Annotated in this window: 13 protein-coding genes; 4 read left to right on the top strand and 9 right to left on the bottom strand. The window is 48.5% G+C overall.

The window, feature by feature from the left end; translation table 11 throughout:
- Positions 1–116 precede the first annotated feature (116 nt).
- From LWL52_RS10400 to LWL52_RS10385, 4 genes are all read right to left on the bottom strand, one after another.
- Entirely contained in the window at positions 117–848 is a 732-nt protein-coding gene (locus LWL52_RS10400; RefSeq protein ID WP_242919545.1) for a LytR/AlgR family response regulator transcription factor, read from the bottom strand.
- A gap of 4 nt (positions 849–852) precedes the next feature.
- Positions 853–1,899: a sensor histidine kinase gene (locus LWL52_RS10395; RefSeq protein ID WP_242919543.1), complete on the bottom strand. Its 1,047-nt coding sequence runs from the start codon at positions 1,897–1,899 to the stop codon at positions 853–855.
- Between the two features lie 570 nt (positions 1,900–2,469).
- Positions 2,470–4,479: an NAD-dependent DNA ligase LigA gene (ligA, locus tag LWL52_RS10390; RefSeq protein WP_242919541.1), complete on the bottom strand. Its 2,010-nt coding sequence runs from the start codon at positions 4,477–4,479 to the stop codon at positions 2,470–2,472.
- Positions 4,480–5,706: 1,227 nt separating this feature from the next.
- The gene (locus tag LWL52_RS10385; RefSeq protein WP_242919539.1) at positions 5,707–6,285 is read right to left on the bottom strand and encodes a hypothetical protein; all 579 of its coding nucleotides are present in this window, start codon (positions 6,283–6,285) and stop codon (positions 5,707–5,709) included.
- Positions 6,286–6,572: 287 nt separating this feature from the next.
- Here LWL52_RS10385 and LWL52_RS10380 point away from each other — a divergent pair, with 287 nt between their 5' ends.
- The gene (locus LWL52_RS10380; protein ID WP_242919537.1) at positions 6,573–7,199 is read left to right on the top strand and encodes a cytochrome c oxidase subunit 3; all 627 of its coding nucleotides are present in this window, start codon (positions 6,573–6,575) and stop codon (positions 7,197–7,199) included.
- Between the two features lie 280 nt (positions 7,200–7,479).
- Here the strand turns inward: LWL52_RS10380 and LWL52_RS10375 are convergent, their stop codons facing one another.
- A complete protein-coding gene (locus LWL52_RS10375; protein WP_242919535.1) occupies positions 7,480–10,020 on the bottom strand; it encodes a T9SS type B sorting domain-containing protein in 2,541 nt (846 codons plus the stop codon).
- A gap of 134 nt (positions 10,021–10,154) precedes the next feature.
- Complete coding sequence (locus tag LWL52_RS10370; RefSeq protein WP_242919533.1) at positions 10,155–10,727, bottom strand: hypothetical protein; 573 nt, start codon at positions 10,725–10,727, stop codon at positions 10,155–10,157.
- 211 nt (positions 10,728–10,938) lie between these two features.
- Here LWL52_RS10370 and LWL52_RS10365 point away from each other — a divergent pair, with 211 nt between their 5' ends.
- Positions 10,939–11,406, top strand: a complete 468-nt coding sequence (locus LWL52_RS10365; protein ID WP_242919531.1) for a hypothetical protein — start codon at positions 10,939–10,941, stop codon at positions 11,404–11,406.
- A gap of 153 nt (positions 11,407–11,559) precedes the next feature.
- Here LWL52_RS10365 and LWL52_RS10360 read toward each other — a convergent pair whose 3' ends face one another.
- The 3 genes from LWL52_RS10360 to LWL52_RS10350 form a co-directional block, all read right to left on the bottom strand.
- Positions 11,560–11,991 (bottom strand): DUF2147 domain-containing protein, encoded by a 432-nt coding sequence (locus LWL52_RS10360; RefSeq protein ID WP_242919529.1) that lies wholly within the window; start codon positions 11,989–11,991, stop codon positions 11,560–11,562.
- 813 nt (positions 11,992–12,804) lie between these two features.
- Positions 12,805–13,179 carry a hypothetical protein gene (locus tag LWL52_RS10355; RefSeq protein WP_242919527.1) on the bottom strand — a complete coding sequence of 125 codons (375 nt, stop codon included), beginning with the start codon at positions 13,177–13,179 and terminating at the stop codon, positions 12,805–12,807.
- Between the two features lie 98 nt (positions 13,180–13,277).
- Complete coding sequence (locus LWL52_RS10350) at positions 13,278–13,838, bottom strand: C40 family peptidase (protein ID WP_242919525.1); 561 nt, start codon at positions 13,836–13,838, stop codon at positions 13,278–13,280.
- Between the two features lie 291 nt (positions 13,839–14,129).
- On the opposite strand from LWL52_RS10350, the gene LWL52_RS10345 reads away from it, so the two are divergent.
- Positions 14,130–14,549: a hypothetical protein gene (locus LWL52_RS10345; protein ID WP_242919523.1), complete on the top strand. Its 420-nt coding sequence runs from the start codon at positions 14,130–14,132 to the stop codon at positions 14,547–14,549.
- Positions 14,550–14,663: 114 nt separating this feature from the next.
- Positions 14,664–16,475, top strand: a complete 1,812-nt coding sequence (locus LWL52_RS10340; RefSeq protein ID WP_255749005.1) for a M61 family metallopeptidase — start codon at positions 14,664–14,666, stop codon at positions 16,473–16,475.
- The last annotated feature ends 31 nt before the right edge of the window (positions 16,476–16,506 follow it).

Raw genomic sequence — 16,506 nt, 5'->3', positions numbered from 1 at the left:
GTATGAATTGATTTCTGCAAATGATGCCAGGAAAAGGGGGCACAATTTTAAGCGGCTAACCTATACTTGTAGATCAACTTATACTTCCAACTCGTAATTCGTAACTCTTAGGAACGCTACTGGATATTGTTCTCCTCCACCCACCTGAGGAACTGGTCTTTGTATACTTCGCCGATCGGTATTTCCTTATTGCCGATGCGGATGCGGCTTTTTTCGATGCTGTCGATCTTTTGCAGTGACACAATAAAGGAACGGTGCACCCGCAGGAATTTTGCAGCGGGCAGCTTTTCCATCATCTTGTTCATCGAGAGCAGCGTGATGATCTTCTGGTCTTTTGTCTGAATAATGATGTAATCTTTCAGGCCTTCGATCCAGAGGATGTCTTTAAAATCCACGCGGATGGTTTTATAGTCGGCCTTCACAAACATGAAATCCTGCTCTGCTGCCGGCGGTGAGGCGATGGCATGGGGCTCGGCTGGTTTTCCATTTCGCTGCAGCCGCTCCTGGGCTTTGGTTACGGCTTTCAGAAAACGATCGAAGGGGATAGGCTTGAGCAGGTAATCCACCGCATCCTGGTTAAAGCCTTCCAGCGCATAATCGGGGTAGGCGGTAGTGAAGATGATGAGCGGCTGGTGCTTGAGGATATTCAGAAACTGGATGCCTGTGAGCTCCGGCATTTCGATATCCAGAAACATCAGATCCACTTGTTCTTCCTGCAGCACCTGCATGGCCTCTGTGGCGCTGGAGCAGGTTTTTACCAGGTGCAGGAAAGGCAGTTTACTTACGTAGCTCTCGATGATATCCAGGGCCAGGGGCTCATCGTCTACGGCAAGGCATGTGATCGTCATAGGTTTATTTGTGGTTAGGTCTGAAGTATAACTTTAAGGTAGCGAAAAATGTCCCCTCTTTCTCCTCGAGTGTCAGCTGGTGGCGGTCGGGGTAAAGCAGGTTCAGGCGGCGGCGCAGGTTCTCAAGCCCAATGCCCCCGAACTCACGCTTTTTATGGGTGCTGCTGTTGTTCACCGTGCTAAACAGGAGGGCGTCTTCCTGCACCTGCAGGTTAAGGATAATGCCGATCTCGTTGCGGCTCACCAGGCCGTGCTTAAAGGCGTTTTCGACCAGCGTCATCAGCAGCATTGGGGCAATCTGCTTGCCGGCCAGGTCGCCTTCCACATGCAGTTTTATACTTGTCTGCTCGCGCAGGCGCAGCTTCTGCAGATCAATAAAGTTGTTGATATGATCGACCTCTTTTTCAAGGCTCACCAGCGTGTCGTTGCTTTCATAGAGCATGTAGCGCATCAGCAGCGAGAGTTTCATGATCGCATCCGGCGTTTCGGGGTGCTGCTTATAAGCCAGCGAGTAGATGTTATTCAGGGTGTTGAACAGGAAGTGCGGGTTTACCTGCGATTTGAGGTAGGCCAGCTCGGCGGTGAGCTTCTGCGTTTCCAGTTCCTTGTTGCGGCGCTCGTTACGGATGTAGTTGCCGGTTACTTTCAGGGCCGAGCTGATAAAAACCGTCACCAGACCTCCCAGGGCATACTGTAGCAGCCTTTCGGTGGTATAGAGGGCCTTCATATTGGGATTAAACTCCCGGAAAACGAAGTAGTCGAGCGGCGCGCGCACCAGCGCAAAAACGAGTAGGGTAGTGAGCACCGAGGCAATGTAGAGCAACAGGTGGTTGCGCGCCAGAAAACGTGGGATGAGCACATACCAGTTAAAGTAAAAGATAACCAGCTGAAAAGCCAGCCCCACGGCCACATCCAGCACCTTGGCCACCGACAAGGTGCGGTTTGCCTGCAAAAAGTAAAATACCCAGGCGCCAAAAAGCAACCATGCCACTACGTGCAAGGCTATCTGATAGCGTTTTTTCATGGTTACCTGCTGCAAAGCAATATTCATGTTGATTTAAAGTATGGCTGCTGCGTGCCGGGTGCCGGAGAGCGGTATATAGTTTACTCTTAAAGATAAGCAAAGTGCCTGACATTGCAGTGCTTCCCCGAATGCGTCTCTACCAACGCACCATTTGTGGCGATGAAGGCTGCCGTTAACCAGATAAAACAGGTATAGCTATCTAAAAACCTGTTTAGCTAGTATTTAACGGCATTGGTCTATTCCGTTTTGCTTTGCGCCCTAGATTTTCCTCTTTTGGTAAAGGGTTGTGCTGAAAAGCGCGCTTATGACCTCCAGGAAGTTTTTTACCGCCAGATAAAAGCCAAAGTATTAGCGCTTTCGTAAAAGTCCATAGGGCTGTTGAAGAAAGCGGTAGCGCCATCAACCTGAACGCTCAGAAGCGAAAAAGAGGTGATGCATGGGGGTTGAGAACAGCCTGTAGATACAAGTTTAGTTTAGTTGTTTTAGATGGGGCCAATTGCAGTTGGCCCCATCTTTTTTGTTAGCAGTGTTGCCCAACCAGCCAGCACTTCAACATAAGCTTAATACCTCCTGTCTGCGAATAGCCAGAAGCCCCAGTTACTTTATCATTTCTAAAAACTCGTCTTCCGAGAGAATCGGCACGCCCAGCTTGGTGGCTTTCTCACGCTTGGCGGGGCCCATTTTATCGCCGGCTACCAGGTAGTTTAGTTTAGCGGAGATGGAGCTGACCACCTTGCCGCCGTGGCTAAGGATGAGCTGTTGCAATTCTTCGCGGCTCATACTCTGGAAAACGCCTGAGATCACAAATGTTTTATCCTCCAGCCGGTCGCTTTCCATTTCAGGGGATTTAAACGAAGACTTAAACGTTAAGCCGGCCTGCTTCAGCCGCTCTACCAGCTGCACATTGTCCTGGTCCTGGAAATAAGTGATGATGGAGTTGGCAATGCGTTCACCGATCTCGTTGATGGCAAGCAGTTCCTCGTATGTTGCGCCCCGCAGTGCTTCCAGGTCAGGTAGTTGCTCGGCTAGCTTGCGCGCTACGGTGCTGCCTACAAACCGGATGCCCAGCGCAAATAAAACGCGGTCATACGGCGTGGCTTTAGACCGTTCCAGGCTGGCCAGAATGTTGTTGGCTGATTTTTCGCCCATGCGCTCCAGCACGCACAATTGTTCAAATGTTAGATCATACAAGTCGGCGACATTGCGGGCCAGGCCTGTTCTATAAAGTTGGGCAATGGTTTCAGGACCCAGGTCGGTGATGTTCATCGCTTTGCGCGAGATAAAATGCTCGAATTTTGCAAGTATCTGCGGTTCGCAACCTGTATCATTCGGGCAGTAAAAGTTGGCTTCACCCTCGGAGCGCACCAGCGGCGTGCCGCAGGCGGGGCAGTTGGTCGGATATAAGATGGGTTGACTGTCTGCAGGGCGTTGGGCCAGGTCTACACCGGTGATCTTGGGGATGATCTCGCCGCCTTTTTCCACAAACACCATATCGCCCAGGCGCAGGTCCAGGCGCTGGATTTCGTTGGCATTATGCACCGAGGCGCGCTTTACCACGGTGCCGGCCAGCAGGACAGGCTCCAGCAGCGCTACCGGCGTGACAGCTCCTGTGCGGCCCACCTGGTACTGGATGCCCTGCAGCCGGGTGGCGGCACTCATTGCGGCATACTTGTAGGCAATGGCCCAGCGGGGACTTTTAGAAGTAAACCCCAGTTCCTGTTGCAGCGCATAGCTGTTTACCTTCACCACTACGCCATCAGTAGCGATGGGCAGTTCTGTGCGGCGCACTTCCCATTCGTTCACGTAAGCCAGCACCTCTTCTATAGAGCTGCACTTGCGCCAGGTATCCGATACCTGGAAACCCCACTTGTGGATAGCCTGCAGACTTTCGGAATGAGAGTCGAACAGGGGTTGGAATGTATGGAAACTATAACAGAAGCAACCCAGCTTGCGGCTGGCAACAACGGCCGAATCCTGTTGCTTGAGGGTACCCGAGGTGGCATTGCGTGGATTGGCCAGCAGCTGCTCGCCGGTTTCCTCACGTTCCGCATTCAGCTGCTGGAAAACAGGCAAGGGCATAAACACTTCGCCACGCACTTCAAACAACTCCGGAAAACCTTCTCCGTGCACCTGCAAAGGTACATCCCGGATGGTGCGCACATTGGCTGTGATATTATCGCCGCGGGTGCCATCGCCCCGGGTCGCGCCCTGCACAAACTGCCCGTTTTCGTAGGTCAGGCTGATGGCCACACCGTCAAACTTCTGCTCGCAGACATACTCCACGTCGCTGCCAATGGCCTTGCGTACCCGGTTATCGAACTCGCGCAGTTCCTCCTCCGAGTAAGTGTTGCTCAGCGAGAGCATGGGGTATTTGTGGAAAACGGTCTCGAAGTTCTTAGTAATGGTGCCGCCCACGCGCAAGGTAGGTGAATTGGGCTGCCGCAGGGCCGGAAACTGTTCTTCCAGTTCCTGCAGCCGTTTCAGCAGCTGGTCAAATTCATAGTCCGATACTTCGGAAACACTGTTCTGGTAATATTGGTAGTTGAGGTAATTTATTCGATCTGTCAGTTCCTGCAGTTCCAGTGCCGGGTCTTTCTGTAATGCCATTGTAGGTCTGTTTTATACTTCGTAAAAATAAGAAACGGACCGTATAGTTACGAAATTTAATGGCATAGAAACAGCCGGCTGTAGCGGGGTGGGCAAGAAGTAGGCTTAAAAAGGAAAAAGCGCAAATGGTTCTTGAACAGCATATCCTTGTGCGCTCGCCCTTGCAATAAAGTGTTTTGATCAATAATTAAGGACGGCTTGTTTGAGCAAACAAATGATTCAGAATCAGAATTTAAGGATGCTGTTGATTAAGTATAAGTATAAGATTAGATAAGGTAAAGTTCAAGGTTGAGTATGGCTCCCTGTATGCAGCGCAAGTATAGATAGCCGGCGTGCATAGCAAGTAAAAACACCAGGTATACATAGCAAGTATAGACATCAGGCTGGATAAAGTGTTCGGCAAGAAGTGTAGGCCTGCTACGAATGCTTGGTATAAAGCCGGAGTTGCGGCAAGCAGATGATTTGCTACATAAGGCTACCCAAGGGATAGAAGGTATAGCAGGCGTATGGCTAAGGAAACATAGGGAAGGTTCAGATAGCTTTTGCCTCCCCAGGCTAACACGCTTCACAGGGGCTTTCCCTAAGGATAGATGAGGTGTTTATTCCTGCTGGCATGCTACGCTCTATCAACTGGTAGGCAGTAACTAGTTAGGAGGTATAGTTAATTCTGAATTCAAGCTTTTATCTAATATAAAGTATAGCTTATTAATAAGTATGTCAATAGTATGAATATCAATAAAATATAATATCTATAATGTTCCAAAAGTTGTATTATGGGTTAGCTGTGTAAATTTTGTGTAAAACATTGCTTTGGTTAGCTGAATGAAGCTTTTGGTAGTTACTTTATTGCTCCTGATCTGGGATTTCCATACTGTCATCTATAGCTAAAAAAGGATAGTTGCTGCCCATACGGGAATCAAGCTGATCCAATGTTATTTTATACTTAATAGTTGATTGAAAACAAATAAGTTGGCTTATTATACTTGTTGTATAACTTTAAATTGGTTTGGTCTATACTTCGTAGCTCTACTTTGTTGATTACAGCATTTACTTCTTGTGCAAAAGAGGTAAAGTTGGTGATCGGGTGCGGAATTCGTGCTGGCTTAAGGGAGCGGTTTTATCAAAGGGTAGATTAATTGCTGACATGGATCTGCCTGCTCCTGGGATAGCATTTGTAAAATAACCTACCCTTTACCCGCGTTTAAAAGCTTACAACCAGAAGCAGCCTTACCGGACGGTCAGATCTGTCCAGCGGGCATTGCGGATCGTGAAGAGCAGGCGGCCTGTAAGCAGCGGAACATACTTGACAGGCAGGTTCACCTGGAAGTTTTGAAGCAGCAGGTCAAAGTTGGTGCTGAAGACCAAGGCCTGTTGATCCGGTGCTATAACAAGGGGTATAACGGTTTCACTTAAAACGCCCTGCAGGTTAATATTGGAAACGCGCGGAATAGCTTTTAGAAAAGTATCCTGGCTCTTCACTTGTGCTGCTGGCAGGTCGATTTCGAAGTAAAGGTTCGGGAACTTTGCGCCATAAAGTATCTCGTAGGCCATTTCGGGCGGCACATTATCGGTAAGCGGTAGCAGACTGCTGACATCCAGTACGCACTCCAGCTTCTGGGTTTCCTTGTTATAGTTAACGAGCAACTTATTGGAGCTAAAGTCGAAAAGCCGCTTGGTCCCTTCGATCGTTAAAAAGATCGTGTTGCCACTGGTATAGGTGTTCTCGGTTTGGGCTGCTACCTGCTGCCCCGTCAGGCAAAATAGGACAGTCAGAACATAGGAGGCATAAGATAAAAATTTTGCCATTTTAGCGCGGATTAAGCTTATTGTTATAAACGCAAATGCCCGTAGAAAGGTAAGTGCTGCTTACCCTATTATATGCGCGGAAATGATAGCTTTAACGCCTTTAACACAACTTTTCAGGCGAAAGCCTGTTAAGGAAGAAGCAGGGGCTGCACCATGAAATATAATACCCTAATTGCAAAACTATCCTTCCGCTTGCAGGGTATATAGGTAGTATAAAAGATAGTGATAGTGCTACTTACCGGTAAATGACTTAGTAGGCTTGTAAATCGCCTTTCAAAAGGTTGGGAATGGATCCAGATAAGAAAAATAAAATTTACGCCAGGCAACTCTCTGCGTTCAGTAAAATAGAGAAGATGCACCCTATCCGTATGCTGCTCTACCTGAGTATGATCGGCATCGGAGTCTTGTTTTTTATACTGGTCGTAGCTTTTGCGCGTACCGGCGGGTTTCCGCAAACCTCCTTCGAATTGCCTAAATTTTTCAGCGTCAGTACGGTGCTGTTGCTTTTCAGCAGTTATGCCATCAGCCGGGTGCCCCGTTTTTATAAAAAAGACAAACTACACAAAATGACGCGCTACCTGGGCCTGACCTTAGTGCTGGGGCTGTTATTTGTAGGCGCGCAGTTTATTGGCTGGAATGAAATGGTCAGAAGTGGGGTCTACTTTACCGGGAAAGCCTCGGGCACCTATCTTTACCTGATCTCGGCACTCCACGTGCTGCATTTACTGGGCGGCATCATCTTCCTTTCCTTTCTTTTCTTTAAAACAGCCCATGTCGCAACTGACGGGGTTCGGAGCCTGATCTTTATCCGCGACCCTTACCGCCACCTGCAGCTTACCATGCTGTGTGGCTACTGGCATTTTATGGATTTCTTATGGCTGGGCCTTTACCTGGTGTTCCTTTTCATGGCCTGATCAGATAAGTTGCTAGGCTGAGCTTTTAAACAGATACTCGGCGCATCTGCGTGCTTTGAAACCATTTGATTGGCGTCTGTCCTTTGACTAATCTGTAAATAAGTATACCAGGTTAAGCTCTATCTTGCTGGCTATACTTTCTGTGCACATGCTTTAGAATTTCTGATTAGGTAAAGTATAAACCTGTGCTATGCTGAAGTAAGGAAAACTCTCGTAGAATCGGTCAGTAAAAGGGAAGCGAAATACAGTAGCAGGAAGCCGCGATCTTTTACCTGGGCCGCTAACGCACCAGCGTGACACTACCTCTATACTTGCTGGTACCGTAGTCTATTACATAGAAGTATACTCCGTCGTTTACGTTTTTGCCATCCCATTTGAAGCTGCTGTGCGTGTCGCGGTATACTTCTTTGCCCCACCGGTTAAAGATAGTGATGCTGGTGAACACAGCCGAACAGAACTCTGACGGAAGTCCCGGTATTTCAAATTGGTCATTTAGTCCATCGTCGTTCGGCGTGAAAATATTAGGCGGGATAAAATCCGTTAGCTGCGGTACGCTCACCCGAAACTCCATGACCAGTACCTGGTCCGGAAAAGGCCGGCAGGCATCCTCTTTCAATTTAAAGTTTACCCGCAGCACACCTTGTTGGGCGGCCAGGCAATTGGCTGTCCAGGTAAAGGTGCCATCGGCTTTACCTTTTCCGTTGGTACTTGTAAAGGCCATGCCATAGGCCGACAGGTCAAAGCCATCGCCTTCCGCTGCCAGCTGCAGCATGTCCATGTTTACATCTTCTCCGAAGATCTTGGCTTCAAAAGGCTCGTTCAGTTTCAGGTCGAAGGATAGCACCTGTTTATCTGTAGAGATCACAGGCGCATCATTTGGGGCATCAACATGAAATTCGAACACCAGTTGCTGCTCCGGAGAAGGGATGCAGGCATCTTCCTGTAAATTAAAAGCTACCCGCAGGATGTTTCCGGTAGCGGCATTACACGTAGCTACCCAATTAAATACGCCTTCGGCACTGCCCTTGCCTCCAGTGCTGGTAAAGTCCATACCCAGGTCGGCCAGGTTAAAACCTTGGCCCGCGGCCGACAGGGCCAGCGCATCCAGGTCCACGTCTTTGCCAAATAGCTTTGCCTGGTAGACTTGGCCAGGCACTAACGTGACGACCAGCACCTTTTGATCAGAGCTGATGACGGGAATATTGTTTTTATAGGTTGGCCGGATTTCTACTACTTCCTTTTTCTCGATGGTTTTGCCACAAACCACCGAGCTGGCAGTAAATTCTACCTGGTAGTTTTCCTGCTTTACGGTGTTGCAATCTATCTGCCAGGAAAAAGGCGAGGTAACCGTTGCCGTTCCGGTCTTGCCTTCGAATTGAATAGCCTGGGATGACAGGTCAAAGTTCAGGCCTTTGGCGGAAATCGTTACGTCCTGCCCGTCGCTGTCGGAGCCGGTAACATCAAAAGTAAGCACGTCGCCCTGCTGCACCTCAAATACTCGCGCCGGCGTGGAAAGGGCAACGGCAGGAGGGGCATCGGGCAAGGGATCGATGACAAAATTCAGCTGCACCGTGTCCTGCCTCGGCAGGCTGCACCCGTCATCTTTCACGATCAGGTCCAGCTTGTATACCTTGCCCCCGGTATCAAAACATTCGTTAAAGCAGAGTGTGGCGCGGAGCGTATCGCTGGCGCTTGCCGCCTGGTTGATCATACCGCTGGTTGACCCGCTAAAGGTAAAATCCTGGCTGGTAAAATTAACCGGCCTGGCGCGGAGCTCCACATACTCTTTCAGATCAGGGTCTGTAAACAGCACTTCAATACAGCGGTTGCCTGTAGGAGCAATGTGTAACACATCGCCTTTCTGGTAAAATGCTTTCTTGCCCTGTTCCCGTGCCATTACCTCAGGCGAGTTATTGCTGTTACAATCCAGCACCAGCACCTGGAAATCCCGGCGCACTTCGCCTATCCGCACCCCGTTCCTGAACTCCTGGCAACGGATGCCAAACACATAAAGCCCCTTGCTTTGCGGGCGCATGGTAAGCTGGCCGCTTTGTGGGTCAATCTTCATAGCCGGATTGCCTTTGATCTGCACATCGCGGCTAAAGCCTGGCAACCACCTTATTTCGGGGTAAGGACCGGGTCGCGGAGAATAGGGAATCTGCTGGCTGGGAGCATTCGGGTTCAGATCGGTGGTAAATCCATTCAGTGGCGTCACCATGTCATAAACCAGCGAATCGCCATCCGGATCAGAGCCATTAAAATCGAAGTAAAAAAGCTCGTTTACGCAGGCATAGTCGCTGAGGGGCGGAAACAGCTTGGGCGAGGAGTTGATGAAAGGTTGGCCACTGCTCACAACCGGCGGAAACTCCATGTAAAAGGTCTGGGCAGCGCTTTCAGGCGAGACGATGTTATTAATGGTGCTGTTGCGGCAGCAGCGCTCCCAGGTAATATAGTAGCCGGCAGGGTCATTATACTGGCTGGCTGGCAGCATGATCTGTTCGTCGTAAATCAGTTTACGGGTGCGCAGGCTGCCCACTGTGCAGTCAATATTTGTATACGGCACAAACGACTGCTGACGCAGCGGCATTGTTTTGCTCTGCATTAACCGGTTGGTTGCTTTGCTATAAATATTAACCGTGATATAAGGATCCAGTGCGTCCGGGCTGCCGTTTACGTCGTCGAAGTACAGGTTCAAGGTTAACTTGTAATTGTTTTGCTGCAGGTGCTCGAGCTCAAACTCACCACCCACAATGTGCGTAGCCCAGGCTTTTACCGATAAAAGAAGACCACAAAGCAGCAGCAGGAGTATACGTTTTAGCATAAGCAGGGCACTGAAGGTGAGATATCAGACAGCAGCAGGCATATAAATATAAAAAATTTAGATGATATTATAGCAAGAATCATTGCTTCTGCTTGTACGTAGCTTCCTGTAAATGTGTCTGTTCCCGATGCCTGTTATTTTTGATCCGCCTGCTCTTCCGGCCGCAGCACTTTTTCGAGCAGGTCGGTAAAGGGGAGAGGGGCAGAGAAGTAGGGATCCGTGTAAGAGTTGACCAGTAACCGAATATAGCCAGGATGTTTGTTTACTTTGATATAATCCAAGGTGATGTTGCCGTAGAGCTGGTTGCAGAGGTCCGAGCCGGGAGCATCGGCGGCAGGAGGCAACAAGAAATATTTCTCCAGTTGCTCATTGTAACGCGCATGCCTGACTTCCTGCTTGTCCATACTATGCAGCCGGTAGCCTTGCAGCAGAATCCGGTCTTTCAGAAAATCGAACAGAAAGTTGAAGTTGCTCTTACCGATAGCGGGATCATGATAAAAAACAACGCCTTCGCGGCTTTGATCCTCAATTACCTGCACGCGGTACTGGCCGGTCAGATTCGCTTTCCGGTAATGATAGGCTTTATAGTAAGGCCCTGTCCAGGTAAGATAGGTCTTAGCCGCCACCCACTTTTTGTAGGCCGCCTCATAGCTGGCTGTGCGTTTTAATTTACGGCATGTCAGGGAATTGACTGGCCACCCCAACAATCGTTTTAAAAATTCGTTAAACGGCATTTGATAATTTACTTTAAAACATCTTTTGTTTTAAATAGTTTAAGCCCTGAATAGTTAAATTATTTACCTTGTCACTTACCCGAAATTACAATTAAAGTACCTTAAACGAGTTAAAATCAGCCCCCAACCGATGTATGCCAGGTGCAGGTTGCCGCGGAAGCAGGGCTTTAAGATCTGTTAAACTATGGATATGCTTACACAGGAACTTGAAATGAAGCGGCGTTTGCTGCAGGAGTGCACAAAACTGCTGAATATGCAGATAAAAGCCGCCAAAGATGCGATGGACGAGGCGCAGGAGAGTGCCAACGAGCACCAGGGCGCCATGGAAGATAAGTTTGAGTCGTTTCGAGAAGCCTGTCAGATACAGCGCGACATGTATGCGCGGCAGCTCGATGAGCTCATTACGACTATGAGCGTGCTCAAGCGCATTAATGCCACCAAATCGAATCATGATGTCTCGCTGGGAGCGGTAGTGCAAACGGAGCTGCAGAATTATTTTATTGGCGTAAGCCTGGGAGAGATCAAAGTGGAGGGCGAATCATACTATGCCATCTCTGGCATGTCGCCGCTGTATAAGGCCATGGCTGGTAAAAGTGCCGGCGAGAGCTTTACTTTTCGCGACAAGACCTATAAGATTCTGCAGATTTCTTAAAGAATGCCCGTAAAGCCTATAAATTTTAGAAAAAAAAGCGAAATATACCCTGTAGACCTAACCTTTTTCTTTGGATGGAGTAAATAGAAATGTAAAGGGTTGAAAACAACAAAGGTTAGCATTGTCGCTAGCCTTTGTTGTTTTTATACTTTCCTAGTCAACCCGCGTCCAGTTCTGTGTCCGCCCGATCAGCGAGATGCCAATATAGCCTTTCACCTCCATTGTGTTTTTGCCGGTCATCTTCATATAGCAGGAATATGTCTTGCCGCTTTCCGGGTCGTAAATTGTACCGTTATCCCATTTGTGCTCGCTATCGTAGGCAAAGCCTTTCATAAACACCATCCCTTCCAGCGGACGGTTGCGAAGCTTTTTGTCCGGGTTGTTGTCATCCATCTTTGGTTTGCCATTTCGTAAGGGCTCCCGTAAAGTCACAATTTTGCCGCACAGCTTATCGCCGCATTTATAAATTTCGAATTTTGCCTTGCCATCTTCATTTGTCCAGGTACCGAGTGGCGAAAGCTTTTGAGCCCATGCCAAGGTGGAGAACAGCAGGAGTGCGACAAGCGTGAGCAGATGCTTTTTCATGTATAGTTGCGTTTTGTTTAAGTATCCAACGTACTAAATATAATTAAAAAATTTAAGAAAATACATGCGTTGATTTTAAGAACCTGCTTAAAAGGACGGCTATACTTAGCTTATACAAATTTAGAACCAGAAATGAGGATGCCAGACCTTTAAAACAAGTATGGCTGAAGACGGACGGAATCCATCCGTTGAATCTGTTTCATCCCTACTCTGCCAGTTACTTTTCAGAGGAGTCAACCTTTGCCTGCTGTTATACTTTCCTTTCGGATTTCAAAGTCACACATCTTTAGAAAGAACGCTATTCGCACAAACACCAAGTATAAAACCAGGGTATCAGGTGGTGCTATCAGATTGGTGCAAATTTGTATTAACTTGATTTAAAGCCTATTAGCTTCTGGTGTGCGAATTCAGTTATTTTCCTGCTGTTTAGCAGAAAGGCGGCGAAAAAAAGTATAAAAAATATGTGCCAAACCTTGTGAACTTTTGCGCGTTAATTTATCTTTAATAAACTGTAGCGAGTGCTACGGCTCTGACCCAAGTCGCTTGAAGAAAGCAGGCAGAGTGTATGTCGGACTAAAGAGAAAGGAGGTGCTATGTCTAATCCATCAGACGTCTTAGTAAGCCCAGGTAATGTTGTTCACCTAAACAGTGAACTGGCTTAGTAAGCAGTCCTTACTGCTTACGCAGTAATTTGCCTTTGGTCTTCGGATGGTGCCGCTGCATAACAGGGCGCCGCTTGTTAAGATGAAGAAGGATTTTTGGGCGCCAGATGTAACTTGACGGGCTACATCTGGCGCTTTTCCTTTTTATAGACTATAGATCGTCTTTGTAGATGGAATTGTCGCGCAGACGCCTTTCCTGCACAAAGGTGCCGATAAAACAGGCTGCTGCCAGAAAGCAGCTCACACCCATCAACAATAGCAGGATTTCATAGCTGGTCCATTCCGGAGAACCACTCCGGGTTTGCAGTAACAGCAGGATGCCCGCCAGCAGCGTTAGCGACGTAATCGTATGAAAGACAAAACGGTTGTGCTTGCGCAGCTGGTAAGTGCCGGCCAGCAGCAGCAACCCGAAGGCAGATGGTAGTAGGGCCGTTGCGGGTTGGTCTGCCACTACAAAATAACTAACCAGGCCCAGCAGGATTAAAAGCAGGCCATTCAGGGCATTTATTTTGTAAGGATGTACCATGGCGCCTCTTATTTAAGTAGCTGCGGACGCTATTGCGTCCTTTCTCCATGGATTATGTACGAAAATGTAGCAATAGGTTTTCTTCCTGGCGTAAGAGGCTAGTTCAGCACGCGGCGGATCTCGAGAAAACGCACATCATAGCGGGTCCCTTCTACCTCACTTACCTTTACGCCGCCGTTAGAGGAAGCATGCACAAACGAGATAACCGAACCGGGCTGCGAGACAACAATCCCCACATGACCGGGCTCGCGCACACTGGCGTTTGTTCCCGTAAAAATCACCAAGTCTCCGGGCTGGGCCTCCTGCCGGGACACAGGCATACCTACCTCCGCCTGTAGCGCTGAAGAATGCGGTACATCCATTCCAAAATGATCGAAAACGTGCGTTACAAAACCAGAGCAATCAAACCCCTCGGGCGTGATGCCGGCATATACATACGGGCTGCCTTGCAAACCAAGGGCATAATCTACCAGCTCGTCGGCCTTGGCAGGAGCGGTTGCGTGTGCTTTAACAGCAGCCGGAGCAGGCGTAGCTGCCATGCCGGTACCCGGAGCAGCAGTATAAGTATAGGTGATCAGGCTTTCTTTCCGGGGTCGGGCTAAAAGAATGATCGTTAAGAGCAACAGGGGCGATAAAAATAACAAGATTATTCTTTTCATAGCTACTTGTGCTTGGTTGTGAGAATAGTATACAATATCATGCCAGTTATTCAGCAGTGGCTGCTATCTTAAGTATACGCTGCTAAACCGAACAGGAGCACCTTTATATCGAAAGGGTGTATATAACCTTTAGGCTATACTATGTTCACCCCTTATTTTTAAAGCTTAACCCTAATACTTATTATACTCACTTAAATAATTAAAAAAATGAAACATTTTGTTAGATGCATTAAATTTGCATTGTAAATATTTGTATTTTTGGTCATTAGTATAATACATTAGGGAGAAGGAATGATGGTGAGTAAGACCAAAACATCGGAAGTCATCTTTGATGCAACACAGGTTCGGTTAGAGTTGCAGTGCAGCCAAAGTCTGGATTCTGCCGACTTCCGGCAAGTGCTTTTAGATGCTTTGCAGTTTGCCGGTGAGCATGACATAAAACACTGGCTGCTGGACCTGCGGGAAATCGGGGAGCTGACCGAAGAAGATGAAACATGGGTATTTACCCAGCTTTTTCCACGGATCATGATCACACTCGGAAGTGAGAACTATCTGGCCATACTATTATCCCAGTCGTGCTACAACCGGTTGCTGATGGAGGTTGGCCAGCAGGGGCTTTGCAGTTTTAACTCCTTCGTGATCCTGCATAATTTTTACCAGCTTAATGAGGCCAATGCCTGGTTAAATAGCCAGCGGCCGCAGGCCGCATAAGCTTGCGGATGCAAACAGGGATGCAGCACCCGTGGTGCGGCAGGTGCAGGAATTTTGTAAAGCAGGGTAATTTTTGTAAAATGCCTGAACTTTAACAAAATTCTAAACCATAACATGCTCCACCAAAAGAGATTTACAGCATCCCTCTTCTTAATTGCCTTTTTCTGCCTTTGCAATGCCGCCGCTGCCCTGGCTGCGGAACTCCGCTATACTCTGGCTATGCCTGAACCGCATACGCACTATTTTAAGGTAGCGGCTGACCTGTCCGGCATCAACAAAAAGTATGTGGACTTCACCATGCCTGTCTGGGCTCCGGGTTCTTACCTGGTGCGGGAGTTTGCTAAAAATGTCGATGGTTTTGAGGCTACCGACCAGGCCGGCAAAAGCCTGCGCGCCGAAAAAATCGATAAAAATACATGGCGCGTTTACAGCAACAAATCCAAAGCGGTGCACGTGGCCTATAATGTATATGCCTTTGAAGTATCGGTACGCACCAGCTTTCTGGATGCCTCGCATGGCTATGTAAACGGCACAAGCGTATTTATGTACCCCGAAGGATTTGAGAAAACAGCCGGAACGCTTGTTGTTCAACCTTACCAGGGTTGGGATAAGGTTTCTACCGGGCTTAAAAGCAACGGTAAGTTCACTTTTACTTTCCCCAATTACGATATACTGGCGGACTCCCCGCTGGAAATCGGCAACCACCCGGTATACGAGTTTACCACCAATGGCGTGAAGCACGAAGTGGCCATGTATGGTGAAGGTAATTTCGACCCCAAGCGTTTGGTAGCCGATATGCAGAAAGTAACCGAAGAAGCCGGCAAAGTAATAGGAGAGTTGCCTGTAGACCGCTATGTGTTTATTGTGCATAACCTGAACCGCGGTGGCGGCGGCCTGGAGCACCTGAACTCCACCACCCTGGAAACTTCGCGCTGGACCTATGGCACAGAGGCGGGTTACAATGGCTTCCTGGGCCTGGTAGCGCATGAATATTTTCACCTCTGGAATGTAAAGCGCCTGCGCCCGCTGCCCTTAGGCCCTTTCAACTATAACGAGGAGAATTACACGGACCTGCTGTGGGTATCGGAAGGGTTTACCAGCTATTATGCCAATATGATTGTGCGCCGGGCTGGTTTCACCACTCCGCAACAATACCTCGACAGGGTTGCTGCCAGTATCAGCAATGTAGAGAATACGCCGGGCAACAAGGTGCAGAGCGCGTCAGAATCCAGTTACGATGCCTGGATCAAATATTACCGCCAGACAGAGAACTCCAACAACGCCGAAATCTCCTACTATAGCAAAGGCGATGTGCTGGGCTTGCTGCTGAACATGGAAATCCTTAAAAGCACCAAAGGCGAAAAGTCGCTGGATGATGTGATGCGCTACATGTATAACCGCTACTACAAGCAGCTGAAGCGTGGTTTCACGCAGGCGGAGTTTAAGCAGGGGGTAGAAAAAATGACCGGTCATAACATGGATGCCTTTTTCAGGGATTATGTGGATGGCATCAAAATGCCTGATTATAACACCTATTTTGATGCGGCCGGATTAAAGCTTGTAAACGAGAAAGCAGGCAGTAACCTGCCGGGCTGGGGAGCTTCTACGGCTTCATCCGATGGCAAATTGTTGGTACGCAGCGTAAAACGCGGCTCCAGCGCCTGGGAGGGTGGCCTGAACGTGAACGACGAAATCATCGCCATCAATGGCTACCGCGTAGATGCCAATGAACTTACCCGCGTACTGGGCGAGCAGAAAGTTGGGGATAAGCTGGATGTACTGGTAAACCGCGACGGCAAAATAGCAACGCTGCAGGTGCCGCTGCTGAAAGACGAGTCCATCCGCTACCATTTTGAGCAGGTAGAAAACCCAACCGATCTGCAGAAAAAGATCTATAATACCTGGCTAGCAGTCGAGAACAGCTAAGGCCTTATTATTTATTTACTACTAGAAGGAG

The sequence above is a fragment of the Pontibacter liquoris genome, from assembly GCF_022758235.1.
GTDB lineage: Bacteria > Bacteroidota > Bacteroidia > Cytophagales > Hymenobacteraceae > Pontibacter > Pontibacter liquoris.
The sequence above is the reverse complement of the archived record's forward strand: the minus strand, read 5'-3'. Positions and strand labels throughout refer to the sequence as shown.

Excerpts from the sequence above, each read along its gene's own strand:
- LWL52_RS10400 (WP_242919545.1), bottom strand. The coding sequence starts at position 848 with ATGACGATCACATGCCTTGCCGTAGACGATGAGCCCCTGGCCCTGGAT.
- LWL52_RS10395 (WP_242919543.1), bottom strand. The coding sequence starts at position 1,899 with ATGAATATTGCTTTGCAGCAGGTAACCATGAAAAAACGCTATCAGATA.
- ligA (WP_242919541.1), bottom strand. The coding sequence starts at position 4,479 with ATGGCATTACAGAAAGACCCGGCACTGGAACTGCAGGAACTGACAGAT.
- LWL52_RS10385 (WP_242919539.1), bottom strand. The coding sequence starts at position 6,285 with ATGGCAAAATTTTTATCTTATGCCTCCTATGTTCTGACTGTCCTATTT.
- LWL52_RS10380 (WP_242919537.1), top strand. The coding sequence starts at position 6,573 with ATGGATCCAGATAAGAAAAATAAAATTTACGCCAGGCAACTCTCTGCG.
- LWL52_RS10375 (WP_242919535.1), bottom strand. The coding sequence starts at position 10,020 with ATGCTAAAACGTATACTCCTGCTGCTGCTTTGTGGTCTTCTTTTATCG.
- LWL52_RS10365 (WP_242919531.1), top strand. The coding sequence starts at position 10,939 with ATGGATATGCTTACACAGGAACTTGAAATGAAGCGGCGTTTGCTGCAG.
- LWL52_RS10360 (WP_242919529.1), bottom strand. The coding sequence starts at position 11,991 with ATGAAAAAGCATCTGCTCACGCTTGTCGCACTCCTGCTGTTCTCCACC.
- LWL52_RS10355 (WP_242919527.1), bottom strand. The coding sequence starts at position 13,179 with ATGGTACATCCTTACAAAATAAATGCCCTGAATGGCCTGCTTTTAATC.
- LWL52_RS10350 (WP_242919525.1), bottom strand. The coding sequence starts at position 13,838 with ATGAAAAGAATAATCTTGTTATTTTTATCGCCCCTGTTGCTCTTAACG.
- LWL52_RS10345 (WP_242919523.1), top strand. The coding sequence starts at position 14,130 with ATGATGGTGAGTAAGACCAAAACATCGGAAGTCATCTTTGATGCAACA.
- LWL52_RS10340 (WP_255749005.1), top strand. The coding sequence starts at position 14,664 with ATGCTCCACCAAAAGAGATTTACAGCATCCCTCTTCTTAATTGCCTTT.